The sequence below is a fragment of the Streptomyces sp. NBC_00989 genome (assembly GCF_045162655.1).
In the GTDB taxonomy this organism is placed as follows: Bacteria; Actinomycetota; Actinomycetes; order Streptomycetales; family Streptomycetaceae; genus Streptomyces.
Window position 1 is genome coordinate 9534955 of record NZ_CP108728.1, and the last position, 24649, is coordinate 9559603.

The window sequence follows — 24649 nt, forward strand, 5'->3', positions numbered from 1 at the left end:
GCTGCGGCTAAGGGGCTTGGAGGAATTCCCGGGCTCCGCGCAGCCGGGTCCGGAGCTGTTCCCGCGTGGTGGTGCCGACCAGGCGGACTTCCAGGGCGCCGGGTACGGGCGTGCCCGCTCGGCGTCCGGCGGGCAGCCGGGCCGCGTCGAGTCCGTCGCGCCGGGCGATGAGCACGCCGAGTTCATGGCGGCTGAGGGCGTCCGGGCCGGCGAGGTGGAACATCCCGGACCGGTCGGACAGCGCGAGTTCGAGCAGGGCGGCGGCCAGGTCCTCGACCTGGACCGGACAGCGGACGACATCGGTGAACAGGACGCCCTCGCGGGTACCGGCGGCCAGGTCGTGGACCATGCGCTCGTGCGCGGAGCCGCCGTGGCCGATGATCAATGAGGTGCGCGCGACCGCCGCGGCCGGTGTCAGGAGGCGTACGGCGGTCTCGGCGGCGGCCTTCGCCGCGCCGTACGGGGTGACGGGGTCGGGCAGACACGACTCGTCGTAGGAGATCCGGGAACCGGAGAACACGGCGTCGCTGGAGACGTGGACCAGGCGGCAGCCGTAGCGCGCCACCGCCAGCGCCACGCGGACCGAACCATCGGCGGTGATCGCCCAATCGCCTTGTCCGCTGGTCGTGTTGATGACCGCGTCGGGGGCGGCCCCGGTCATGACCTCGTCGACGCGGGCGGGGTCGCGGAGGTCGAGCCGGTGCCACGTGACTCCGGGCACGGCGTCGGGGCGGGAGGAGCAGTACGTCGCCGCCGTCTCCCAACCCGCCGCCGTCGCCCGGCGTGCGAGTTCCGAGCCCAGGAAGCCGCTGCCGCCGACGATCAACACCCTTGCCATGACCGGCCGTTCAACCGACGTGCACGCGAGGCCGGCGTTCAGGATCCGGTTCCGCGCGGCGCAGGACCTCGCGGGTCACCGGCGCGACCTCGCCGTCGCCGAAGACGAGGAAGCGGATGAGATGGCTGACCGGATTGCCCTCGGTCCAGGTGAAGTAGGCGTGCGGGACCTTGCCCGTGCGGTCCCGGAGGACCAGCAGGACCGCGGCGATCGCGTTGGGCACCGTGGGCCCCTCGATCCGGAGCCGTCGTACCCCGTACTTCTCCTCGCCGTGCACCGTGATGTCCGCCGAGAAGTCCGAGGAGTCGCGGAGCAGGACCTCCAGGAACAACACCGGGCCGCCGTCGGGGATATGGGTCTCCTCGCGCTGGCTGTACTCCTTGGCCCGGTACTCCCGACGGCTGTGCTCCTGCGGCTCGTTCGCGATCAGCCGGAGCGGGCCGCTGCGCGCCGCCTCGTCGACGAAACGGGACGCCGCGCTGTCGAACGTGACCTCGGCGGCGCGGAGTTCGAAGGCGCGGTGCACGCGCGAACCGAACGACGTCACCAGGATCAGCACGATGAAGATGCCCGCGATCTTGATGCCGTCGGGCCGTTCGATGACGTTCGTGACCAGCGTGTACGCGAACACGGCGGTGATCGTGCCGAACCCGAGCGTGGCCTTGCGATGCCCCCGCTTGTGCACGGTGACCGTGGACGCGAAGGCCGCCGACAGCATCAGCACCAGCACCCCGGTCGCGTACGCGCCGCTCTGCGCGTCGACGCTCGCGTGAAACCACAGGGTGATGACGATCGCCGTCACCATGAAGACCAGCACCAGGGGGCGCACCGCCCGCGTCCACTCCGGTGCCATGCCGTAGCGCGGCAGATAGCGCGGTACGAGGTTCAGCAGTCCGGCGAGCGCGGAGGCGCCCGCGAACCACAGGATCGCGATCGTCGAGACGTCGTAGAGCGTGCCGAAGGCCTGGCCCAGGTGCTCGTGGGCGAGGTAGGCGAGCGCGCGGCCGTTCGCCGGGCCGCCCGTCTTGAAGGCGCTCTGCGGGATGAGGATGGTCGTCGCCAGGCTGGACAGCAGCAGGAAGCCGGACATGATCACGGCGGCCGTGGTGAGCAGCCTGCGGGTCTCGCGGATGCGGCCCGTCGGCTTCGCGTACGTGTCCGTCGGATCGCCCTTGACCTGCGGCATCACCGCCACACCCGTCTCGAAGCCGGACATGCCGAGGGCCAGTTTCGGGAACACGAGCAGCGCGACCCCGACCATCGCGAGCGGCGAGGAGTGCGCGGCCGTCATCGCGTCCGTCCAGTCGCCGATCTTCACCGGATGGCTCAGCACCTCCCAGGCGGACACCGCGAGGACCACCACGTTGAGCGTGAGATACATGCCCACCAGCACCACCGCGATCCCGATGGCCTCCCGGAACCCCTTGAGGAAGACCGCGCCCAGCGCCCCGACGAGCACCAGCGTGATCCAGGTGTTCTCGCCGTGCAGCCAGCCCGGCGCGAACGGGTTCTCCACGACGTGCGCCGCCGCGTCCGCCGCCGACAGGGTGACCGTGATCATGAAGTCTGTCGCCGCGAAGCCCAGCAGTACCAGGACGAAGATCTTCCCCGACCACCACGGCAGCAGCCGTTCCAGCATGGCGATCGACCCCTCGCCGTGCGGAGACTCGTGCGCCACCCGCCGGTAGACCGGCAGCGCCCCGAGCAGCGTCAGCCCGATCAGCACGACCGTCGCCAGCGGGGACAGCAGCCCGGCCGCGAGGGCGGCGATGCCCGGCTGATAGCCCAGGGTGGAGAAGTAGTCGACGCCGGTCAGACACATGACCCGCCACCAGCGGTGACCCTCGTGCTCCGGGTCCGGGGTGGCGTGCGGGCCCGGATGCCGGGCGCTCTGCTCGCTCAGCCCGTTCAGGAGCCAGGCCCGGCAGCGCTCCGCGGCGGACTCGGGACCCCCGGACCCCGCGCTCTCCGTGGGGTCCACCTGCGCGCCGGTCATGCTGAGAACTCCCTGCGATCGAACGACCGTGCCCGGGGCCCGGGCGACGAGGAGCGAGTATCCACCACATCGTCACCCGCACCCGGACCGGGGGCGACCCCTGACCCTGCGCATAGGCTGGCCGGATGCAGGACGAGTACCGCACAGTGGCCCGCCCGGGCGTGCACGAGACCGAGGTCAACCGCTCCCGCTTCCTGTGCGCCCTCGCCCCAGCGGCCACCGAACAGGAGGCCCAGGCCTTCATCGCCCGGATCCGCAGGGAACACACGGACGCCACCCACAACTGCTTCGCCTACGTCATCGGCGCCGACGCCGCGATCCAGAAGGCGAGCGACGACGGCGAACCCGGCGGCACCGCGGGCGTCCCCATGCTCCAGATGCTGCTGCGCCGCGACATTCGGTACGCCGTCGCCGTCGTCACCCGCTACTACGGCGGCGTCAAGCTCGGCGCGGGCGGCCTCATCCGGGCCTACGGCGGCTCGGTCGGCGAGGCCCTCGACACCCTCGGCACGATCACCCGCCGCCGCTTCCGCCTCGCCACGGTGACCGTCGACCACCAGCGCGCGGGCAAGGTCCAGAACGACCTGCGCGCCACCGGCCGCGAGGTCCGGGACGTCCGCTACGGCGAGGAGGTCACCATCGAGATCGGCCTGCCGGACGCCGAAGTGGACGCGTTCCGGGGGTGGTTGGCGGATGCGACGGCGGGGACGGCGGGGTTGGAGCTGGGCGGCGAGGCGTACGGGGACGCGTGAGGTGGAGCCGGGGCCGGCGGGGGGTACGGAGACGCGTGAGTCCCGACGGCTACTGACGGTCTGTCAGGAGGCCCATTTCCAGACCTGGTTGGAGCTGCCCGCGCAGCCGAAGGTCTGGACGGTCTGACCGTCCTTCCCCGACGCGGAGGCCTCCGCGTCCAGGCAGAAACCGTCCGGGACGCTGACCAGGGTCCCGGCGCCGCCCAGTTTCCACCGCTGCGCGCCCAGCCCGTCGCAGCTCCTGACCCGGATCTTCGTGAAGTTCTGGCCGACCGTGCTGGCGTCGGCGTCCAGGCAGTAGTGGCTGCCCTGATTGACCACCAGATACTGGGAGTTGTGGCCGGGCACGCGGAACAGCGCCCACTTCTGGGCAGCCGTGCCGTTGCACCCCCACACCTGGACGGCGGTCACGTGGGCGTCGAGACACCGGGCGACATCGACGGTGTCGACGCTCTCGGTGACGGTCACCGTACCGGCACGGACCGGCCCCCGCTCCGTGCCGTACAGCAGCTTCGCGGTCTGCGCGTCGACCGTGCCGCTGGCGGTGGTTCCGGCCTCGGTCTGGAAGACCTTCAACGCGTCGGCCGTGGCCTTCCCGAACTCGCCGTCGACCGTGACGTGCAACCCGTAACCGGCGAGGAGGAGTTGGAGCGCCTTGACGCAGTCGCCGCCGGAGCGCGAGGCGAGTTCGGCGATGCAGGAGGAGAGCCGGATGTCGAGGTTCGCGGGATCGCGGGTGGCCGGCGCGCCCGACGGGTTCTGTGGCGCCCCGCCCTTCGTCGCCGACGCGGAGGCGTCCGTACTCGGCGAACCGCCCGGCCCCGAGGGCGAGTTCCCCGGTGCGACGGCGGCCGGGGGTGTCCCCGGTCCGGGACCGGCCGACGTTCCGGGGGCGTCGTGGTGCAGCAGGAGCAGCGTCGCGGTGATGCCGGCGCCGACGAGGAGGGTGGCCGCGCCGATGGCGGCCGCGATCAACTTGCCGCGTTTTTTAGGGGCGTTCGCGTGTTTCCGGGATGTGGTGGATGCGGCGGGCGGGGCGGGAGGCGCGGGCGAGGCCGGGGCTGCCGCGACGGGCCGTTCGAGCCCATCGAGCCGTCCGAGTCCTTCGGCCTCTTCAACTCCCTTGAGTCCCTTGAGCCCTTCGAGCCCTTCGAGACGTTCGGCGGGGGAGGGCCTGCGCCGGGAGGGAATCCGTGGCGGGCCGCCGACCGGCGCCGACAACTGATGTCCGATGGCCGTTCTGAACACCGCCTCGGGTAACGGCCGCAGCTCAGGGTCCTTGTCCAGGCAGGTGCGGATGAACGCGGCCAACTCCGCGTCGACGTCCGCCACTTTGTCGAGGACGTCCTCCCGGGGCGGGTCGAACGCCACCCGGTGCAGCACGTCGACACCCGTGCCCTCACCGAACGGGGCTTCCCCGGCGACGGCGTAGGTGAGCGTGGAGGCCAGCGAGAAGACGTCGGAGGCGGCGGTCACCTCCTGGCCGCGCACCTGCTCCGGGGACATGTAGGCGGGGGTGCCGACGTTCTGGCCGGTGGCGGTGATCGAGGTGCCGTCGCCGGCCTGGACGACACCGAAGTCGATGACGCGGGCGCCGTCGGCACCCAGGATGACGTTGGACGGCTTGAGGTCGCGGTGCACGATCCCCGCGCGCCAGATCGCCTCGATCGCCCGGCCCACGTCGGCCAGCAACCGCCAGGCCGCCGCCGCGTCGACCGGTCCGCGCGCGTCGATCAGCTCCGACAGCGTGGGCCCGGGTATGTACTCGGTGGCGACCCACACCAGATCCTCGTCACAGCCGCTGCCCAACAGCCGTACGATGTGCGCCCCTTGGATCCGGCCCAGGGCGCCGACCTCGCGCTCGAAGCGCCTCCGGAACAGCGGGTCCTCCGCGTACTCGGGCCGGATCACCTTCACGGCGGCCGGACCCGTGGCGCCGGTGGCGTCGCGGCCCAGGAAGACCCGGCCCATCCCGCCGCTGCCGAGCACCGACATCAACCGGTACGGGCCCGCCTGGCGCGGGTCGCTCTTCCGCAGCGGCACCACGGGAGGCGGCTCCATCCCCGCCGCCGCATAGGCCATCGTTTCGGACCGACCGCGGAACTCGACTGGCATGGGAACCCTGTGTCTCTCGCGTGGTGCGTGTGACGTGAGATTAGCGCAGCACATCTGTGCGACAAGGGAGTTGAGGCTTTCCCACAGCGACCCGACGGCGATCACCAAGCTGATCGACATGCTTGCGTCAACACCCTGTGCGGTGGGGGTAGTGGAGGGCCGGAAGGATCGACACACGCTGGGGGTCGAATGGACAAGGACTTACTGAAGCGCCGATCGGAGCGATTCGGTCGGGGGGACCGTTCGGAGCGGCGGGTGATTCTAGGGTTCAGTCTGCCGATGTCGGTCGCCAACTATGTTCAGCAGTCGTACCTGTTGGCGGACAGTGTCATCGTGGGCCATTACGTCGGTGTCGACGGCCTGGCGGGGGTCGGTGCGGCTCAGCCGATCTTCTACCTCGTCAACGCGGTGTTCCTGGGGCTGGTGAGCGGTTTCGCCATCCGGTTCGCGCGGATGACCGGTTCGGGCCGGGCGGAGCGGCAGCAGGATGCGGTGATCGGGCTGGCGTTGTTCGCGGTGGTCTGGGCCGGGTTGTGTATCGGTCTGGTCTTCGGTGCGACCGGGTTCTTCCTCGATGCCATGGGGATCCACGGCGGTGTGGCCGCGGGGAGTACGACGTATCTGCGGACGCTGTCCCTGGGTTTTGTCGGGATGTTCGGCATCGGTGCCCTGGGCGGGTTCCTGCGGGGGCTCGGGGATTCGCGCACGGTCATGTACATCATGGTGTTCAGCAGTCTCCTCAACATCGCCCTGGCCTGGACGTTCGTGGCTGTGCTGGGGTGGGGGCTGCGTGGTGCGGCGCTGGGGACGGTGACGGCCGCTTCGCTGGCGTTCGTCGCCGGGCTGGTCCTGGTGGCCCGGCGGCACGGTGTCCACCGTTATCGCAGCAGTCTTCCCGAACTGGCCTGGCAGGCGGGTTTGTCCCTGCGCCTGGGTTTTCCGGTGGGTATCCAGCACGTCATGCTCTCGCTCGGGACCATGGTGCTGACGTCGTTGATCGCGCCGTTCGGCACGGCCGCGATCGCGGCGTTCAGCATCGCCTCGCGGCTGGAGGCCCTGGCGGGGCGTTTCTATCTGGATCTGTCCGGGGCGGTGACGGTGTTCGTGGCCCAGCACACGGGTGCGGGCGATGCCGAGCGGGCCCGGCGGGTGCTGTTGGAGGCGCTGCGGATCTGTGTGTGGGGGACGCTGGCGGAGTCGTTGCTGGTGATCCTGCTGCGGCAGGACATCGCGGCCGCGTTCACGACCGATGCGGAGGTGCGGGCGATCGTCGGCTCCTACATCCTCATGGCGTATCCGTTCTTCCTCTGTTACTCGGCGATGGCGGTCACCCACGGTTTCCTGAACGGCATCGGCCGGACGGTCTTCCCGCTCGTGTGCACGATGCTGTCGTTCCTGGTGGTCCGGGTTCCCACGGCGTTCCTCCTGAAGGGACCGCTGGGGCTGGACGGCATCATCTGGGCGGTGCCCATCGGCTGGTTCGTCGGCCTGGCCTACACCGCGTTCGCCGTACGCCGGTACATCAAGGACCCCCGGCGGTTCATACCCGTGCAGAAGCTGCCGGTGTGAGTGGGCGTCCATATCGCCGGATTTACGGCCATATCACATCTGATGCCTGGGAACTCCGAGGTCAATGGTGGTTCAGGGGCCGACAGGCGCTAGCGTGGTGGACCGATGAGACTGCTGCACACTTCCGACTGGCACCTGGGCCGGGCGTTCCACCGCGTGAACATGCTCGGGGCCCAGGCCGACTTCGTGAGTCACCTCGTCACCACCGTGGGCGAACACGCCGTGGACGCGGTGGTCGTGTCGGGAGACGTGTACGACCGGGCGGTGCCGCCGCTGGCCGCGGTCGAGCTGTTCGACGACACCCTGCACCGGCTCGCCGACCTGGGCGTGCCCACGGTGATGATCTCCGGGAACCATGACTCCGCCCGCCGACTCGGCGTCGGCGCCGGTCTGATCGACCGCGCGGGCATCCACCTCCGCACCGAACCGTCGGCCTGCGGGACGCCCGTGGTGATTCCGGACGCGTTCGGCGACGTCGCCTTCTACGGGCTGCCGTATCTCGAACCCGCCCTGGTCAAGGCCGAGTTCGGGGTCGAGAAGGCCGGACACGAAGCCGTTCTCGCCGCCGCCATGGGCCGGGTCCGCGCCGACCTCGCCGGCCGCGCGCCCGGCACCCGTTCCGTGGTCCTCGCGCATGCCTTCGTCACCGGCGGCGAGGCCAGCGACAGCGAACGGGACATCACCGTCGGCGGAGTCGCCGCCGTACCGGCCGGTGTCTTCGACGGCGTCGACTACGCGGCGCTGGGACATCTGCACGGCTCCCAGACCATCACCGGGCGCGTGCGGTACTCGGGTTCCCCGCTGCCGTACTCCTTCTCCGAGGCCGACCACCGCAAGAGCATGTGGCTCGTCGACCTGGACGCCGCCGGGACCGTCACCGCCGAGCGCCTCGACTGCCCGGTACCGCGCGAACTGGCACGTATCCGGGGCACGTTGGAGGACCTCCTCCACGATCCCGACCTCGCGCGGCACGAGGAGGCGTGGGTCGAGGCGACACTCACCGACCCGGTCCGCCCGGCCGACCCCATGGCCCGGCTCACCGAACGCTTCCCGCACACGCTCAGCCTCGTCTTCGACCCCGAGCGGGGCCCCGACGACCCCGACGTGTCCTACGCCCGGCGCCTCGCGGGCCGCAACGACCGTGAGATCGCCGACGACTTCGTGGCCCACGTCCGCGGCGCCGGTCCCGACGAGGACGAACAGGCCGTGCTCCAGGAGGCGTTCGACGCGGTGCGCGCGGACTCGGTCGTACGGGAGGTGGCGCCGTGAGCGTTCGGCGGGATGCGGTGGACGCGCGGCGGGGTGCGGTGGACGGGGTGGGCGCTGTCGGCTTCGCGTGGCGAGCGGGAGAAGGGGGTGGCGGCCGATGAGGCTGCACCGGCTCGACATCACCGCCTTCGGTCCCTTCGGTGGTTCGCAGACCGTCGACTTCGACGAACTGTCCTCCGCCGGGCTGTTCCTCCTGCACGGTCCGACCGGCGCCGGCAAGACCTCCGTCCTCGACGCCGTCTGCTACGCGCTCTACGGCTCGGTGCCCGGCGTCCGGCAGTCCGGCCAGGGGCTCACCCTGCGCAGCGACCACGCGGAGGCCGGCACCCGCACGGAAGTCCGGCTCGAACTGACCGTCGCCGGGCGGCGGTTGGAGCTCACCCGGCAGCCGCCCTGGGCCCGCCCCAAGAAGCGCGGCACGGGCAGCACCCTGGACAAGGCACAGAGCTGGCTGCGCGAGTACGACGCGACCGCCGGCGACTGGAAGGACCTCAGCCGCTCGCACCAGGAGATCGGCGAGGAGATCACCCAGCTGCTGGGCATGAGCCGGGAACAGTTCTGCCAGGTCGTGCTGCTGCCCCAGGGCGAGTTCGCGCGGTTCCTGCGCTCCGACGCCGAGGCGCGCGGCAAGCTGCTCGGCCGGCTCTTCGACACCCACCGCTTCGCCGAGGTCGAGAAACGGCTCGCCGAACGGCGCCGCGCCACGGAGACCCAGGTCCGCGAGGGCGACGCCGAGTTGCTCGCGGACGCGCACCGCATGCAGCAGGCGGCCGGTGACGCCATGGAGCTGCCGGACCTCGCTCCCGGTGAACCCGGCCTCGCCGACGAGGTGTTGAGCGCGGCGGCCGTCGCCCGCAGCACAGCACGCGAACAACTGACCGTCGCGCAGGGTGGGCTGAGTGCCGCCGAGTCCGCTCAGGCCGCCGCCGATCGTGAACTGGCCGACGTACGTGAACTGGCGCGTCTGCAACAGCGGTTCACGCAGGCGCGGGAGCGGGCCACGCTCATGGAGGAGCGGGCCGACGGCTATCGGCAGGCACAGGCGCGGATGGAGCGGGCCCGGAAGGCGGAGGCGGTGGCGCCGGCGCTGGAGCTGCGCGAGGCCGCCGACACCGAGCACCGGGACGCCGCCCGGACCGAGTCGCGTGCGCGTGACCTGCTGCCGGACACCTTCGCGGGCGCCGGCGCTGCCGGGCTGGCCGCCGCCGCACGCCGAGCCGCCGAGGAACTGGGCGGACTCGAGTCGGCCCGCCGCGCCGAGCAGCGGCTCACCGAACTCGGCGTGGAGCGCGCCGAGTTGGACCGCCAGGAGCGCGCCGACGAGGACGTACGGCAGGAGGCCGAGGCCTGGCTCGCCGAGTGGGACACCACCCGTGCGGGACTTCAGGCGCGGATCGAGTCGGCGCAGGAGGCCACCACCCGGGCCGAACAGCTCGGCGTCCGGCGTGATCCCGCCGAGCGGCGGCTCGGGGCTGCCCGGCAGCGGGACCAGTTCGCCGGTGACACGGAGGATGCCCAGCGGCAGGTGCTGGTCTGCGCCGAACATGCCTTGACGACCCGCGCCCACTGGCTCGACCTCAAGGAACAGCGGCTGAACGGCATCGCCGCCGAACTCGCCGCCCACCTCACCGACGGCGCACCGTGCGCCGTCTGCGGAGCCACCGAACACCCCGCCCCCGCCCGCAAATCCGCCGGGCACGTCGACCGCGCGGCGGAGGAGCGGGCCCTCACCGCCCACCAGCGCGCCGAGGAACAGCGCACCGAGGCCGAGCGGCGCCTGGCCGTCGTACGGGAAGCCCTCGCCGCCGCCACCGCCGAGGCGGGTGACGCGCCGACCGGTCAACTCGCCGACGAGGTCGCGGAGTTGGAGCGGCTCTACGAGCAGGCCCGCCGGGACGCGTCCTGGCTGCACCCCGCGGCCGAGGAACTGCGCCGGGCCGAGCAGGAGCACGAGCGGCGGACCGCGATCCAGCAGCAGGCCGCCCTCAGAGCCGCCTCCCGCACGACCCTGCGCGACACCCTGGACCGCGAACGAGCCTCCCTGGAAGGCGAGTTGGCGCAGTCCCGGGGCGCCGCCGAGAGCGTGGCCGCCCGTGCCGCCCAGCTGGAGCGGCAGGCCGCGCTGCTCACCGACGCGGCCGACGCCGTCCGTACCGCCGAGGACACCGCGCAGCGGCTCAAGGACGCCGACGCCCGGCTCGCCGACGCCGCCTTCCGCGCCGGGTTCGACACCCCGCAGGCCGCTGCCGCCGCCCTTCTCGACGACACCGCTCATCGCGAACTCCAACGGCGCCTGGACGCCTGGCAGTCGGAGGAGGCCGCCGTACGGGCCGTGCTGGCCGAAGTCGACACGGCGGCGGCCGCGCAACAGGCCCCCGCCGACCTGGACCTGGCGGAGCGTGCCGCGACCGCGGCCGTTCAGCGGACCCGGGACGCGGCCTCCGCGCGCGACGCGGCGGCCCGGCGCTGCACCGAACTCGACCGGCTCTCCGCCCGATCGGCCGCAGGGGCACGTCAACTGGCGCCGCTGCGCGAGGAGTACGACCGGGTGGCCCGCCTCGCCACCCTCACCGCCGGCACCTCGGCCGACAACGAACGCCGGATGCGCCTGGAGTCGTACGTTCTCGCCGCCCGCCTGGAACAGGTGGCCGCCGCCGCGACCGTACGGTTGCAGCGCATGTCGTCCGGCCGTTACACCCTCGTCCACTCGGACGACCGGGCCGGGCGCGGCCGTAGCGGACTCGGGTTGCATGTCGTCGACGCGTGGACCGGGCGGGAGCGGGACACGGCGACACTGTCCGGCGGTGAGACGTTCTTCGCGTCGCTCGCCCTCGCGCTCGGGCTCGCGGACGTGGTCACCGACGAGGCCGGCGGGGTCAGGCTCGACACACTCTTCATCGACGAGGGCTTCGGCAGCCTCGACGAGCAGACCCTCGACGAGGTCCTCGACGTCCTGGACTCCCTGCGCGAGCGGGACCGCAGCGTCGGCATCGTCAGCCATGTCGCCGATCTGCGGCGGCGGATCCACGCGCAGCTGGAGGTCGTGAAGGGGAGGGACGGGTCGGCCGTACGGCAGCGGGGGCAGTGAGGTCGGTGAGACCCGTGAGACCTGTAAGGCTTGTGAGGTCAGTGGCCCAGCGGGCGGCGGGGGAGCGGTGAGGAGTAGACGACGCTGGTGGTGACCGATCCCAGGGCGCCGATCTTGCCCGAGACCTCCTCCAGGTGGCGCATCGAACGGGCCGTGACCTTGATCATGAAGCAGTCGTCGCCCGTGATGTGATGCGCCTCCAGGATCTCCGGCGTCGCCGCGACCAGGTCGTGGAAGGGCTTGTAGTTGCCGTTCGGATAGCGCAGCCGCACGAACGCCAGGATCGGCAGCCCCAGCCGCTCGGGGTCCACGACCGCCGCGTATCCCTGGATCACGCCCGCCTCCTCCAGCCGTCGCACCCGTTCGGTGACCGCGCTCGCGGACATGGAGACGGCCCGGGCCAGCTCGGCGAAACTGGCCCGGCCCTCCCGCTGGAGGACTTCGAGGATGCGCCAGTCGGTGGCGTCCGGGGTGTAAGTGGAATGCGCGGTCATGCCTGAGGAATAGCAGGGGAATCCCCGGCTGATCAAGAGGTACGCCGGGGATCGTCCCTTCAGTGGACCGGTCGCCGACCGTAGATTTCTCGACGTAGAGATGGAGAGACGTCGAGACGCAGAGGCGTAGTGGCGTAGAGGCGCCCTCGTGAAAGGTCGGACCATGAGCAGCAGTACCGTCGTCAACCCTGTTCTGCGGGTCGCCCCCGCCGCGCCTCCCGTGGCGGCCGCCCACTTCCGTGCCAGCCTCGCCTTCCACGCGGACGTGTCCGACGTGGCCGGCGCGCTCGCGGGCGGCGGCGACCCCGGTTTCGTCGTCCTCGACTCACGGTCCACCGAGTCCTGGGACCAGGGTCACGTCCCCGGAGCGGTCCACCTCCCCACCGCGCTCATCCCCGAACAGGCCGAGGGCCTCCTCGACAAGTCCGTGCCGGTCGTGACGTATTGCTGGGGTCCGGGCTGCAACGGCGCCACCCGGGCCGCCCTCGCGCTCGCCGAACTCGGGTACCAGGTCAAGGAGATGCTCGGGGGCTTCGAGTACTGGGTGCGTGAGGGCTTCGAGTTCGAGACGTGGGAGGGGAGTGAGAGGGGTGCGGTCGATTCGTTGACGGCGCCGCTCGGCGCGGACGAATGCGGCTGCTGATTCCTGGACGATGGCCTTCAACTCGTCGCCCTGGCAGGTGAGTTCGCGCGCCGGCCGCTGACACGCGGGTCCCTCGAACCATGAACATGTGGGCTCGCTGTGCGTGTAGGTTCTGCCCATGGCGCGATACGCGGAGCCGGGAACGGCGGTGCAGTGGGTGGAGTCGGGCGGCGGGCCGCTCATAGCGGTGCCGGAGACGGTGCTGCCGTTCTGGACGGGAGCCGACGGCGACGAACTGGCCTCGGACTACGACCGGGCCTGCGAGGTCGGTGGATACGCCGGCCTGCTGCCCGTGGGGGACAGTGCGGCCCTGGTCCTGGGTGACGATCCCGCGTCGACCTCCTTCCTGCCGGAGCACGGCACGTTCGTACGGTGGTGCGCCGCGAACTCCGAGGACGAGGTGCTGGCCGGCATCCCCGCCGCGCTCGCCGTCGCGACCTGGGAGAACGAGGTGCAGTGGGACGTACCCGGCCCGGTCGTCCTGTTCGACTCGGCATGGCCCGGGCGGGAGTCGGAGGGCACGGAACACCTGAAGGTCGACCTGGAACCGGGCCGCTACGCCGTCCGCGCGGGCCAGTCCCAACCGGGCCCGGAGACATGGCTCGGTCTCATCCAGCTGCGGCGGCTTTCCCGCTGACGGACCCCTGACGCGGCGGCCGTGTCCCGAACCGGCGTGTGCGTAAGGGGACTTCGGCTCTCGGCGACGGACGCACCCGGCGGCCACGTCCCGAACTCCCGGACGCGGCCGACTACATGTCACACCGTGCGGGTCACCGCACCCCGCGTCAGAGCTGCGACAACTCGTCCACCAGGTCGTCCAGGCCCAGCGAACCCTGCGACAGAGCGGCCATGTGCCAGGCCTTCAGGTCGAAGGCGTCGCCGCGGTTTCGGCGTGCGTTCTCGCGGCCCAACAGCCAGGCCCGCTGGCCGAGTTTGTAGCCGATGGCCTGGCCGGGGATCGTGAGGTAGCGGGTCAGTTCGCTCTCCACGAAGTCCGCCGGGCGGCTGCTGTGCGCGCCGAAGAACTCCTGGGCCAGCTCCGGCGTCCACCGCTCACCGGGGTGGAAGGGCGAGTTCGCCGGGATCTCCATCTCCAGGTGCATGCCGATGTCGACGATGATCCGGGTGGCCCGCATCATCTGCCCGTCGAGATAGCCGAGTCGCTGCTCCGCGTCCTCCAAGTAGCCCAGCTCGTCCATCAGTTGCTCCGCGTACAGCGCCCAGCCCTCGGCGTTGGCGCTGACCATGCCGACGGACGCCTGGTAGCGGGAGAGGTCGTCGGCGACGTGCGTCCACTGGGCGAGCTGGAGGTGATGGCCGGGGACGCCCTCGTGGTACCAGGTCGAGACGAGGTCGTAGACCGGGAACCGGGTCTGTCCCATCGTCGGGAGCCAGGTGCGGCCCGGCCGTGAGAAGTCCTGCGAGGGCTGTGTGTAGTACGGCGCCGCCGAGCTGCCCGCCGGCGCGATGTGCGACTCCACCCGCCGTACCCGCTCGGCGAGTTCGAAGTGTGTGCCGTCCAGGTCCTCGATCGCCTTGTCCATCAGGCCCTGGAGCCAGGCGCGGACCTCGTCGACGCCCTCGATGTGCTGGCCGTGCTCGTCGAGGTGCGCGAGCGCCACCCACGGGGTCGCGGCGCCGGGCAGGATCTTCTCGGCCTCCCGCTTCATCTCGGCGAGCAGCCGGTGGTACTCGGACCAGCCGTACGCGTACGCCTCGTCGAGGTCCAGCTCCGTACCGTTGTAGTAGCGCGCCCAGCGCGCGTACCGCTCCCGGCCCACCGTGTTCGGTGCGCTCTCGATCGCCGGCGCGTACACGTCGCGCATCCAGTCCCGCAGCTCCACCAGCGCCGCGGTCGCCGCACGCGCGGCCTCGTCCAGTTCGGTGCGCAGGGAGTCGGGGCCGGCCGAGGCGAAGTCCTCGTACCAGCCGAGCCCCTGGCCGTCCGTGTCCGACCACTCGGCGAGCTGGCCGATGAAAGTGGCCGTCGGGCGCGGACCCGCGAACAGCTTCCGGTCCAGGCCCAGTTGGAGGGACTCGCGGTAGCCGGCCAGCGCGGCGGGCACCGCGCGCAACCGCTCGGCGATGGCCGCCCAGTCCTCGTCGGTCTGCGCCGGCGTCACCGTGAACACATCTCGGATCGAGTGCGCGGGCGTGTGCATGTTGCCGACCTCGCGCAGACCCTCCTCGGTGTCGTGCACACCGAGCGCGGCGGTCAGCCGCTCGCGCAGCAGGCGCGCGCAACGGCGCTCGCCGTCACTGTCCGCGCCGGGCCGGCGCTCGGCCTCGTCGAGCTTCGCGAGGGCCGCCCGCTGAAGCTCCGCGAGACGTTCCTGACCTGCGGGGGAGAGATCGGGCAGGCGGCTCGAACTCTCCTTCACGCCCAGATACGTACCGATGACCGGGTTGAGGGCGATGAGATCGTCGACGTAGGAGTCGGCGACCTGCCGGGGCAGCGGAGTGTTGGTCTGCGACATGAGGACCATCCTCATACGCGGAACTTGTACCCGTCACCCTGATTCAGCTGTGGGCGTGGCAAGCGGCAGCAAAGGTCCGCAGTCCCACTGCTGGAAGATCAACCGCGTCTCCACCCGGGCCACTTCGCGCTGCGACGTGAACTCGTCCAGGACCAGCCGCTGCAGATCCGCCATGTCCGCGACGGCCACATGGACGACGTAGTCGTCGGGACCGGTCAGATGGAACACGGTCCGCGACTCCGGCAGGGCCCGGATCCGCTCCACGAACGGCCCCACCAACTCCCGCCGGTGCGGCCTGACCTGCACCGACAGCAGCGCCTCAAGACCGCGCCCCAACTTGGCCGGATCGAGCCGCAGTTGATGCCCCAGGATCACCCCGGCCCGGCGCAGCCTCGCCACCCGGTCCAGACACGTCGACGGCGCGACCCCGACCTGCGCCGCGAGCTCGCGATAGGTCGCCCGGGCGTCGTTCTGCAGCAACCGCAGCAGATGGACATCCACCGGATCCAGTACGACAGATTCGGTCATATGCCGAACGTAACACGGACTCTTGGCCGCTGATCCCGTCCGATGTTCATCCTTCCGTCCATGGACACAACGAGCCCGCACCCCTCCCCGGCCCCGCGCGCACTCGCCACCGAAGCCGTGCACGCCGGCCGCGACGACCTCGCCCGGCAGGGCCTGCACGCCCCGCCGATCGACCTGTCGACGACCTACCCGTCGTACGACAGCCGCGGCGAGGCCGCCCGCGTCGACGCCTTCGCCACCACCGGCGCCGAACCCGACGGCCCGCCCGTCTACGGCCGCGTCGGCAACCCGACCGTCGCCCGCTTCGAGACCGCCCTCGCCCGCCTCGAAGGCACCCAGAGCGCGGTGGCGTTCGCCAGCGGCATGGCGGCCCTGACCGCCGTCCTGCTGGCGCGGGCCGCGACGGGGCTGCGGCACGTGGTGGCGGTACGACCCCTGTACGGCAGCAGCGACCACCTGCTCACCGCCGGGCTGCTCGGCTCCGAGGTGACCTGGACCGACCCGGCCGGGATCGCCGACGCGCTGCGCGCCGACACCGGTCTGGTCGTCGTGGAGTCACCGGCCAACCCGACCCTGGCCGAACTCGACCTGCGCGCCGTCGCCCACTCCTGCGGCTCGGTCCCGCTCCTCGTGGACAACACCTTCGCCACCCCGGTCCTGCAACGCCCGGCCGAACACGGTGCGCGGATCGTCCTGCACAGCGCCACCAAGTACCTCGGCGGGCACGGCGATGTGATGGCGGGGGTGGTGGCCTGCGACGAGGAGTTCGCCGGGCTGCTGCGCCAGGTGCGGTTCGCGACGGGTGGCGTGCTGCATCCGCTGGCCGGCTATTTGCTGCTGCGCGGCCTCTCGACCCTGCCGGTACGGGTGCGGGCCGCGTCCGCCAACGCCGCCGAACTCGCCCGCCGCCTCACCGCCGATCCGCGTGTCGCCCGCGTCCACTACCCGCGCATCGGCGGCGCGATGATCGCCTTCGAGGTCCACGGCGACCCCCACGAGGTCATCGCCGCCGTCCGCCTCATCACCCCCGCCGTCAGCCTCGGCAGCGTCGACACCCTGATCCAGCACCCGGCCTCCATCAGCCACCGCGTGGTGACCGAGGAGGACAGGAGGAGTTCGGGCGTGAGCGACAGCTTGCTGAGGCTGTCGGTGGGACTGGAGGACGTAGAGGACCTGTGGGCGGATCTGGATGGGGCGCTCGCGCCCCTCCAGAGGGGCGCGGGGCTGTATCGATGTGCGGCTCCGCCGCGGGGCGCGAGCAGTCACGGCGAACCCGTAGAGGCCAACCAACCCGCTGTGACTACGGCGCTTCGGCCCTCCCGAACTCCGTAACTTCCACGGCAGCCGCCGCCGCAGCCAGTCGAGCGGTGACCACCAACGTCCCCTCCTCGATCTGATAGTCGAGCGGCAGTTCAAGCCCCCGCATCGCCGCGACCATCCCCGTGTTGGACGCCTGAGTCACCGCGTACACGCTCTCGCAGCCCGCCTCGACAGCCATCCTCACCAGCCGCCCCAACAACTCGCTCCCAATTCCGCGCCGTTGCCAGTCGTCCTCGACGAGCAGCGCGACCTCCGTCTCGTCCCCGTCCCACAGCAGATGCCCGAGCCCGACGATCCGCCCCGACGCCGTCTGCACGGCGAGCGTCCGTCCGAACCGCGGAGAGAGCAGGTGGTTGAGATAGCGGTCGGCGTCACCGACCGGTCCGTGGTACCGCATACCGAGGGTCCGCGCCGAGCACCGCTCGTGCATCTCCCGTGCCGCGTCGAGGTCACCGGTGTCCGCGCGCCGTACGGTGATCGCGTTGCCCTCGGGCAGCGTCAGCACGTCCTGACTGCGCGGGATGCGCGGACCGAGCCGGGCGTCCAGCTCGACCAGCGCCCGCGCCCGGGCGAACTCGGTGGGCGTGAACGGCAGATACGGCCGCTCCACTGTGATCACTCCGCCTTCCGGCGCCCGCAGTCGCATGACCGTGTCCTCCAACGCCCCCTCCACTGGCACCGATTCCGGCTCGCGTCCCTTGCCCGCGGTGGTCGCGGGCAGCGAACGGATGGTGCACCGGCCCAGCAACTGTCGTAGCGCCAGCGGCAGTTCGGCCGCGTCCAGGGCCGTCCGCGTGGCGAGGCCCAGGACGCGGGTCGGGGCGTCCACCAGATCGTGGGCGTCGGCGCGCTCGATCCAGGTGCCCGAACCGCCGGCCGACGACACCGCCCGGGTGATCTCGGACGCCTCGACCTCACCGGGCGCCCGCAGCAGGAACTCGTCCACCGTGCCCTCGGCCAGCGGGTGCGTCTGGAGGCTCAGGATGTCGACCTGCTGGCCGGCCAGTGCCGTGCACAACACCGCCAGCGAACCCGGCGCGTCCCGCACCGTCGTCCGCATCCGCCACAGCGCGGCCGGCGCGGCGACGGGGTCGGCGGGCGCAGACGACTGCTCGGACGGGGACGCGGACGTGGCCTCGGATCCGGATAGGGCTCGGGATGTGGACGTAGCTGCGGACTTGGACTTCGACTCGGGCGATTCGGTCCGCTCGGTCGGCCCGGCCTGCCGCAGTTCCGCGGCCGACCGGGCACCGGTATCGCCCGTCGGCGGCGCATGACCGTGGCGGCGTGACCACCACGTGTGGAACCCCGCCGTGGCGACCAGGGCCAACGCGGAGATCGCCAGCAGCGTCGGGCCGTCGGGACCGTGTCCCACCAGATCCGCGACGACGTCCGCCACCGCGACCGCCGTGAACAGCGCGGCCAGCTCCACCAGGTCCCGCCGCCAGTGGTGCACCGGACGCCCGTGCTTCGCGCGCGTCACATCAGACATGTCTCGACTCATGCATCCACTGTGAAGGAAGGGTGTTGCGTGATCACGAACGCTCTGTGACCTACCGGTAAAAGCATCGTTCTGTACCTTTTGCCGTTCTTTTGGTGACTGCGGTGCACCGGAGGTCAGCCCTGTCGCCCTACGTCATGCGGCCATCTCCTCCACCAGCGCACTGCGCAGCCGACGTGCCTGTGTGACCAGCCTGGACGAGCCGCTCCGGGCCGCCGCCTGCGCCAGATGCGGCAGCTCACCCCGGGCCCCCGACCGCTCCGCGCACTCGGCGGCCACGGCGAGGAGGTCTCCGAGCCCCCGCGCGTGGGCGGGCTTGGCATCACCGTCGAGATCGGCGAGCAGCGCGGTCAGGGTGTGTCGGAGGATCCCCCAGATGGTCGCGTTCGCCCCGGTCGCCGCCCCGGTCCGCACCGACTCGGCGAGCCGCGACGGCTTCACCGCCCCACTCCGTACCAGCTCCCCGAGCTCCACGCCCAGCCGATCCACGTCCAACTGTCCCCGCGCCGCGAGCACCAGCAACGCGTCTACGGCGGCCAGCCGATCCTCGGGGTGCCGCGCGCCGAGCCCGTACGCCAGACACAGGTGCGTGGCCTGACCGGCCAGCCCCTCGGACTCGGCCAGCAGCGGGAGTACGGCGGCCGCGCCACGGGTGTCGTCAAGCGCGACGGCCGACACGTCCCGCACCAGGCGCGCCGCCACCAGTTCACGACGCTCGGGGAGTATCGCGAGCCAGTGCCGCTGCATCTCCTGGGTCCAGTGGTAGCAGTACCAACGGTCACCGTAGGCGGTCACCGGCTTGCCCAGCGCGCGGAACTCCGCAGGGAAGTCCTCCTGGAGATCGAGGAGTTCACCCAACTCCACCACGACGCGCGCCCCGGCCGTCCGTCGCCTGCTCAGGGGCAGGGTGGGACTCGCGGACGTCAGCCAGCGCGCGAGCCGGGTGCCCTCCGCCGTGCCGAGAGCCTCCGCACGCTCGGCGGCAGCGGTTGCCACCTCCCGGTCCTCGCGGCGCACCCGCAGCAGGGCCTGTGCGAAGTCGGCCTCCGAGACCCGCGCGCCCAGGCGGCGGTATCCGTCCAGCCGGGCCACCAACTCGTCCGGCTCCAGCAGCCCCGTGCTCCAACTCGGCGTCGACAACAGGAACGGCAGCGGCTCCGCGCGGAGCCGGTACGCCACCTCCCACAGCCGGGCGTCGAAGGCCCGCGTCAGCGCGCTGTGCCCGCACTCCTGGCCCCGCCGGCCGCGCCGCACCCCTTCGTTGAGTGTGACGGTGCGTACTTTGTCCAGCAGGGTGGCCAGCAGGAGGTCGAGCCCGTACGAACCGCTGCCGAAGCTGTGGTGCGACCTGCTGAAGTGGTCGTCCGGACGCTGGACGTGACCGGGGGCATCACCGGCCCACCAGCGGCGGGCGACCACCGGACCCAGCGCCTCCAGGAGGGCGTCCCGGTCGCGGTAGGCATGGCGGACGAGTCCGTCCAGCGCGCGCTCGAACACCGTCACATCGCCCTCGGTCGCCAGCAACACCCCCAGCTCCTCGGCGAGTTCGACCGCCGACTCGGGTGCCGGTGCGAGACGCGCCGCCTCCGGTGCCGGCGGGAGCATCTCCTCGTACACCACCGGTGCCGCTGTCACCGGCGCCGCGCCCAGGGTCTCGACGGCGCGTGCGCGCAGGGCGGGGACCAACTGGTCGGCCGCCGCGGCGAGTTCGGCCCGCACCTCGGGGGAGTCGACCTTCCTGAGGTGCCGCTCGACCAGCTTCAGTGCCCGCTCCTGTACGTCCGCGTCCTCGTGCCCGAAGGCCTGGGTGAGGGCGGGCAGCACCTCGTCGGCGGCCGACGTGTCCCGTGCCAACACCTTGCCCAGCAGCACCAGTTGGGCCCGGACGAGTTTCTTCTCGGGGCGGAACAGCACCGCGTCCGACATCTCGGCCAGCCGACGCGGCGTCAACTCCCCGTCCAGAGCCAGGGAACCGAGCACGGACTGGGCGTGCGACGCCACCATCGACACCGCGTCCGAGGTCAGCGCCAGCCAGTCGGCGATCCGCTCCCGCTCCTCCTCACGGGTCAGGGCGAGGGCCTTCAACACGCGCAGGAACACCCGGTTGTCGAGCGTCGTACCGCCCCGCAGCAGCCGGGCCACGCACGCGTCCACCGTCCGCTTCCGGTCCAGGACGCCTTCGGTGGTGAGCTGGGCGAGCGCGTCGGCCCAACTGTTCGGCCCCTGGTCCGAGGCCCACTCCAGCGGGCTGCCGATGTCCTCCGTCCCGAAGACCGCGTCCACCAGCTCCGCGAGATGCGGATCCATGCGCAGCCGGTCGAGCAGGGTGTTCCCGAGCTGCCGCAGGTTGCCGATGTGCTCCACCCAGCCCCGCACATAGGCGTCCGTCGTCGGCACCGGGCAACCCGAGAGCCGTACCAGACCGGCCATCAGCTCGTACGGCACGCTCGCGGAGGCAGGGCGTCCGGCGAGGCGGTGCGTCACGTCGGCCAGCCAGGCGGTGTCGCGGTCACCCAGGATGTGGATCAGCAGCGCCGGGGACGACTGCGACCAGCGCATGTCGGTGGCGGCGATCCAGGTCGCCACGGCCGCCGCCCCCGTCTCACAGGCGGCCCCGGCCGCGTGCAGGGCCGGATAGGCGCGGCGGGCCGGCATCTCCCACGGTGCCTTGCGCAGCTCCTTGCGGAGTTCCCTCAACTCCGGCAGGAACGCCCGCCGTTCGGTGTCCGTCAACCCGTCGAGCAGCCCGACCGCCTCGGCCGTCCGGCCCGCCCGCACCGCTTCCATCAGCGAACTCATCGCGCACCCCCGTCGACCCGCACCATGTTCTGATCCGCGTTCCGGTCCGTGTCCCGAACCGTGTTCCGCTCCGTCGCGGCACCCCGCCGCACCATCCGCACCGCCAGCGCGTGCTTGCACGGCCCGCGCCCGCCCCGGTACTTCGCCCACCACACACAGCTGCAACTCAGCACCCCCGCCTCGTCCCGCACCCGGTGCACGTGACCGTCCTCGGCGGTCACCGTCCCGAGCGCGCCCTCCAGAGCCACCGCCCCCGCCGCCACCAGCGCGCGGGCCGAACGCAGCCGCGGATTGTGGCGCTCCACGCGCTGCGCGTCGTACGGCAGTTCACGATGGAAGTAGGCCGCCTCCGCCGTGTCGTAGCCGACCCGTCCCGAGGTGCCCAGCCGGGTCAGCGCGGCGCGCACCCGCTCGGGGGTGAGTCCCGAGGAGGCGGCCATGTCGGCGACGTCGATACGGGGCTCCCAGGCCAGCAGTACGGAGATCAACTCCGCGTCCTCATCCGCCTCGTCGGCGGCGAGCGCGTCCAGGACCCCGCCCTCGCCGGAGAATCCGCGCGACGCGTCCGGCGACAGCGTGAGGGTGAGCCGCATGCCCGGCAGGACGGCCTCCCAGGCACCGGCCGTAGCACCGGCGCCTATGACGGAGGGGCCGTAGATCCGCAGGGCCGTCGCGTGGCGCAGGACGCGCTGGAGGGCGATCAGGCGCTCCGGGCCCGGGAGGCAGACCGCGCCCGGTACGGGGCGGGTGGTCGGGCGCAGGCCGCGTCCCGCCGGTACGACCCACCGGGGGCCGCTCGTGGTGCCGCGCGCGCCGCCCTTCGGGAGCGAGCGCAGGAAACGGACCGCCTCCGCCGCGGGCAGCTCGGCCCGCAGGTCGAAGCCGGCCGCTATGACCTGGGCCTCCGCGAAGCCGCGCAGCCACCGGTCAGGGAGCGGCACCTTCTTCTCCACCACCGGGCCGTCCAGCGTGGTCACGGCCAACTCCTCGGGGCCGACCCGGAGATGGAGCGGATCGTCCGTGCCGATCCGGGACAGGGCCTCGCGCAGCGGGTTGTTGACGTCGACGTTCGTCGTGCCGTGTCCCACCTCGTCGCCGTCGAGTCCGGGGCCGAGGACGTCCAGTCGCGCGTACACCCCGCCGCAGCCGGAGAAGGACTCGAAGCGCAGCCGGTCGCCGCCCGCCGTCACCACCGGATCGAGGGAGGCGGGCAGTTGACGCTGGTAGTAGCGCGTGGCCGCCACGTCGGCCACCGCCAGCAGCGCCGCCGAGGCCACCTGAGGCGAGGTCAGGAAGCCCGCGAAGAAGCGCGGATGGTCGGTGACACCCGAAGGAGTCGCACCTCGTGAGGTCTCCAGCCCGAGGCGCCGTCCGTCCGCCGCCGACTCCAGCACGGAGGGTCGGGGATAGGTCACGGCCTGCAAAGATCGCGTCATGGGAAAAACCGTAGAGGCCACCACTGACAATCGGGCCTGACCTGCGAAAACGCGGTCCGCGGTGGGGAGTTGGCATGCCGCGAGACGTGCCGCGCACCGGGGGATGACGCCGGTGCGCGGCTCACGTACGAGGGTAGTGGAGTTACTGGCCGACCCGTCCCGGCTGAAGGGTCTTCGTGAACAGCACGGTGCCGTCCTGCTCCCGCAGACGCACCGTCAACTCCCCGCTGTGGCCGTCGATGTCGACCTCGCCGAAGAACTGGTAGCCCTCGGCCGGCGACACGTTCTGCGCGGTCGGCGCCTTCACGAACACCCGCTCCGGGCCGAAGGTGTCGTCGAGGTCGCTGGCCGGGAAGGCGCCCGCGTTCAGCGGACCGGAGACGAACTCCCAGAACGGCTCGAAGTCGGTGAACGCGGCCCGCGAGGGCTGGTAGTGCTGGGCGGAGGTGTGGTGCACGTCGGCCGTCAGCCACACGGTGCCGGTGATCCGCCGGTGCTTGATGTACCGCAGCAGCTCCGCGATCTGCAGCTCACGCCCGAGCGGCGCACCCGGGTCGCCTTGCGCGACCGCCTCGATGTTCGCCTTGCCCTCCGTGGCGTCGGGCACGACCAGGCCGAGCGGCATGTCGGCGGCGATCACCTTCCACACCGCACGCGACCGCGACAACTCCCGCTTGAGCCAATCCAGTTGCTCGCGGCCGAGGATGCCCTGCGGGTCCACGGTCTGTTTGTCGGACGAGTTGGCGTTGCGGTAGGTCCGCATGTCCAGGACGAACACGTCGAGCAGCGGACCGTGCCGCATCACGCGCTGCACCCGGCCCTCCTTCGCGCCCGGCCGCAGCGTCGAGATCGGGAAGTACTCGCTGAACGCCCGCCGGGCGCGCACCGCCATGACGTCGACGTTCTTCTCCGTGTAGCGGGTGTCGGAGGCGGCGATCACCTCGCCCGGGTACCAGTTGTTGCGCACCTCGTGGTCGTCCCACTGGATGATCGACGGGACCTGGGCGTTGAACCGCTTGAGGTTCTCGTCGAGCAGGTTGTAGCGGAAGTTGCCGCGGAACTCGGCCAGGGTCTCGGCGACCTTGGACTTCTCCTCCGTGGTGACGTTCCGGTAGAGGCTGCCGTCGGGCAGGGCCTGGGTCGCCGTGATCGGGCCGTCGGCGTAGATGTTGTCGCCGCTGCACACGAAGAAGTCCGGGTCCAGCTTGGCCATCGCGTCGTAGATCCGGTAACCGCCGAGGTCCGGGTTGATGCCCCAGCCCTGCCCCGCGAGGTCACCGGACCACAGGAAACGCACACCGCGCCGCCCGGTCGGCACCGTACGGAACGTGCCGGCGACCGGCTCGCCCGTACGGCGCGGGTCGTCGGGGTCGGCGAGCAGGACCCGGTAGTGGATCTGCTCCCCCGAGGGCAGTCCGCGCAGCCGGGTGGTGCCGGTGAAGTCCGTGTCCGCGCCGAGCAGCGGACCGTGCCACCGGTGCGGATCGCGGAACGACTCGGTGGCCGAGGTCTCCACGATCATCCGGGCCGGGCGGTCCGAGCGCACCCACACGAGCCCGGAGTCCGAGGTCACGTCCCCCGCCTGCACGCCCCAGCCCGCCTTGGGACGCCCGGACAGGGCGAAGGCCGGGGCGGCGCCGAGGGCGGCGGGCACGGTCAGGGCCGCCGACGCGGCAAGGGAGCCGCGCAGGACGCTACGGCGGGCGGGGAACGGACGATGTGACATGAGGTTGCGCCTCCACGGACGGGATGCGGTCAGGGTGCACTGCCACAACTACTGGTGCGCCACAGCGCACACGGAAACCACAGATGAACAACGGAACG

The 24649-nt window shown here is 71.7% G+C and carries 17 protein-coding genes; 7 read left to right on the forward strand and 10 right to left on the reverse strand.

Going from position 1 to position 24649, the window contains the following annotated elements:
- Positions 1-7 precede the first annotated feature (7 nt).
- Together OG714_RS42775 and OG714_RS42780 are read right to left on the reverse strand one after the other, a co-directional pair.
- A complete protein-coding gene (locus tag OG714_RS42775) occupies positions 8-838 on the reverse strand; it encodes an SDR family oxidoreductase (protein ID WP_406129256.1) in 831 nt (276 codons plus the stop codon).
- Positions 839-848: 10 nt separating this feature from the next.
- A complete protein-coding gene (locus OG714_RS42780; RefSeq protein WP_406129258.1) occupies positions 849-2834 on the reverse strand; it encodes an amino acid transporter in 1986 nt (661 codons plus the stop codon).
- A 125-nt stretch (positions 2835-2959) separates the two neighbouring features.
- On the opposite strand from OG714_RS42780, the gene OG714_RS42785 reads away from it, so the two are divergent.
- Positions 2960-3586, forward strand: coding sequence for a YigZ family protein (locus tag OG714_RS42785; protein WP_406129259.1), 627 nt, complete (start codon positions 2960-2962; stop codon positions 3584-3586).
- A gap of 63 nt (positions 3587-3649) precedes the next feature.
- Here OG714_RS42785 and OG714_RS42790 read toward each other — a convergent pair whose 3' ends face one another.
- Entirely contained in the window at positions 3650-5632 is a 1983-nt protein-coding gene (locus OG714_RS42790; protein WP_406129260.1) for a protein kinase domain-containing protein, read from the reverse strand.
- A 348-nt stretch (positions 5633-5980) separates the two neighbouring features.
- On the opposite strand from OG714_RS42790, the gene OG714_RS42795 reads away from it, so the two are divergent.
- From OG714_RS42795 to OG714_RS42805, 3 genes are all read left to right on the forward strand, one after another.
- Entirely contained in the window at positions 5981-7270 is a 1290-nt protein-coding gene (locus OG714_RS42795; protein WP_406129262.1) for an MATE family efflux transporter, read from the forward strand.
- A 105-nt stretch (positions 7271-7375) separates the two neighbouring features.
- Complete coding sequence (locus tag OG714_RS42800; RefSeq protein ID WP_406129264.1) at positions 7376-8539, forward strand: exonuclease SbcCD subunit D; 1164 nt, start codon at positions 7376-7378, stop codon at positions 8537-8539.
- A 97-nt stretch (positions 8540-8636) separates the two neighbouring features.
- On the forward strand, positions 8637-11627 hold the full coding sequence (locus tag OG714_RS42805) for an AAA family ATPase (protein ID WP_406129266.1): 2991 nt from the start codon (positions 8637-8639) through the stop codon (positions 11625-11627).
- A gap of 38 nt (positions 11628-11665) precedes the next feature.
- Here the strand turns inward: OG714_RS42805 and OG714_RS42810 are convergent, their stop codons facing one another.
- Entirely contained in the window at positions 11666-12121 is a 456-nt protein-coding gene (locus tag OG714_RS42810) for an Lrp/AsnC family transcriptional regulator (RefSeq protein ID WP_406129268.1), read from the reverse strand.
- A gap of 163 nt (positions 12122-12284) precedes the next feature.
- Between OG714_RS42810 and OG714_RS42815 the strand changes: the two genes are divergently transcribed.
- Positions 12285-12764: a rhodanese-like domain-containing protein gene (locus OG714_RS42815; RefSeq protein ID WP_406129270.1), complete on the forward strand. Its 480-nt coding sequence runs from the start codon at positions 12285-12287 to the stop codon at positions 12762-12764.
- A 118-nt stretch (positions 12765-12882) separates the two neighbouring features.
- The gene (locus OG714_RS42820) at positions 12883-13401 is read left to right on the forward strand and encodes an immunity 21 family protein (RefSeq protein ID WP_406129271.1); all 519 of its coding nucleotides are present in this window, start codon (positions 12883-12885) and stop codon (positions 13399-13401) included.
- A gap of 148 nt (positions 13402-13549) precedes the next feature.
- Here OG714_RS42820 and OG714_RS42825 read toward each other — a convergent pair whose 3' ends face one another.
- Entirely contained in the window at positions 13550-15241 is a 1692-nt protein-coding gene (locus tag OG714_RS42825; RefSeq protein ID WP_406129273.1) for a DUF885 domain-containing protein, read from the reverse strand.
- A gap of 33 nt (positions 15242-15274) precedes the next feature.
- A complete protein-coding gene (locus OG714_RS42830; protein ID WP_406129275.1) occupies positions 15275-15769 on the reverse strand; it encodes an Lrp/AsnC family transcriptional regulator in 495 nt (164 codons plus the stop codon).
- Positions 15770-15829: 60 nt separating this feature from the next.
- On the opposite strand from OG714_RS42830, the gene OG714_RS42835 reads away from it, so the two are divergent.
- A complete protein-coding gene (locus OG714_RS42835) occupies positions 15830-17101 on the forward strand; it encodes a trans-sulfuration enzyme family protein (RefSeq protein ID WP_406129277.1) in 1272 nt (423 codons plus the stop codon).
- Here OG714_RS42835 and OG714_RS42840 read toward each other — a convergent pair.
- From OG714_RS42840 to OG714_RS42855, 4 genes are all read right to left on the reverse strand, one after another.
- Complete coding sequence (locus tag OG714_RS42840) at positions 17070-18581, reverse strand: GNAT family N-acetyltransferase (protein ID WP_406129279.1); 1512 nt, start codon at positions 18579-18581, stop codon at positions 17070-17072. The two genes, OG714_RS42835 and OG714_RS42840, sit on opposite strands and share 32 nt — an antisense overlap.
- A gap of 144 nt (positions 18582-18725) precedes the next feature.
- Positions 18726-21389 carry a DUF6493 family protein gene (locus tag OG714_RS42845; RefSeq protein ID WP_406129281.1) on the reverse strand — a complete coding sequence of 888 codons (2664 nt, stop codon included), beginning with the start codon at positions 21387-21389 and terminating at the stop codon, positions 18726-18728.
- Positions 21386-22825, reverse strand: a complete 1440-nt coding sequence (locus OG714_RS42850; protein ID WP_406129283.1) for an SWIM zinc finger family protein — start codon at positions 22823-22825, stop codon at positions 21386-21388. The genes OG714_RS42845 and OG714_RS42850 overlap by 4 nt, the downstream gene beginning before the upstream one ends.
- A gap of 142 nt (positions 22826-22967) precedes the next feature.
- The gene (locus OG714_RS42855; RefSeq protein ID WP_406129284.1) at positions 22968-24551 is read right to left on the reverse strand and encodes an alkaline phosphatase D family protein; all 1584 of its coding nucleotides are present in this window, start codon (positions 24549-24551) and stop codon (positions 22968-22970) included.
- Between the last annotated feature and the right edge of the window lie 98 nt (positions 24552-24649).

Coding starts and splice junctions, on each gene's coding strand:
- OG714_RS42830 (WP_406129275.1), bottom strand. CDS start 15,769: ATGACCGAATCTGTCGTACTGGATCCGGTGGATGTCCATCTGCTGCGG.
- OG714_RS42855 (WP_406129284.1), bottom strand. CDS start 24,551: ATGTCACATCGTCCGTTCCCCGCCCGCCGTAGCGTCCTGCGCGGCTCC.
- OG714_RS42785 (WP_406129259.1), top strand. CDS start 2,960: ATGCAGGACGAGTACCGCACAGTGGCCCGCCCGGGCGTGCACGAGACC.
- OG714_RS42845 (WP_406129281.1), bottom strand. CDS start 21,389: ATGAGTTCGCTGATGGAAGCGGTGCGGGCGGGCCGGACGGCCGAGGCG.
- OG714_RS42835 (WP_406129277.1), top strand. CDS start 15,830: ATGGACACAACGAGCCCGCACCCCTCCCCGGCCCCGCGCGCACTCGCC.
- OG714_RS42850 (WP_406129283.1), bottom strand. CDS start 22,825: ATGACGCGATCTTTGCAGGCCGTGACCTATCCCCGACCCTCCGTGCTG.
- OG714_RS42815 (WP_406129270.1), top strand. CDS start 12,285: ATGAGCAGCAGTACCGTCGTCAACCCTGTTCTGCGGGTCGCCCCCGCC.
- OG714_RS42775 (WP_406129256.1), bottom strand. CDS start 838: ATGGCAAGGGTGTTGATCGTCGGCGGCAGCGGCTTCCTGGGCTCGGAA.
- OG714_RS42825 (WP_406129273.1), bottom strand. CDS start 15,241: ATGTCGCAGACCAACACTCCGCTGCCCCGGCAGGTCGCCGACTCCTAC.
- OG714_RS42810 (WP_406129268.1), bottom strand. CDS start 12,121: ATGACCGCGCATTCCACTTACACCCCGGACGCCACCGACTGGCGCATC.
- OG714_RS42840 (WP_406129279.1), bottom strand. CDS start 18,581: ATGTCTGATGTGACGCGCGCGAAGCACGGGCGTCCGGTGCACCACTGG.
- OG714_RS42805 (WP_406129266.1), top strand. CDS start 8,637: ATGAGGCTGCACCGGCTCGACATCACCGCCTTCGGTCCCTTCGGTGGT.
- OG714_RS42800 (WP_406129264.1), top strand. CDS start 7,376: ATGAGACTGCTGCACACTTCCGACTGGCACCTGGGCCGGGCGTTCCAC.
- OG714_RS42820 (WP_406129271.1), top strand. CDS start 12,883: ATGGCGCGATACGCGGAGCCGGGAACGGCGGTGCAGTGGGTGGAGTCG.
- OG714_RS42780 (WP_406129258.1), bottom strand. CDS start 2,834: ATGACCGGCGCGCAGGTGGACCCCACGGAGAGCGCGGGGTCCGGGGGT.
- OG714_RS42795 (WP_406129262.1), top strand. CDS start 5,981: ATGTCGGTCGCCAACTATGTTCAGCAGTCGTACCTGTTGGCGGACAGT.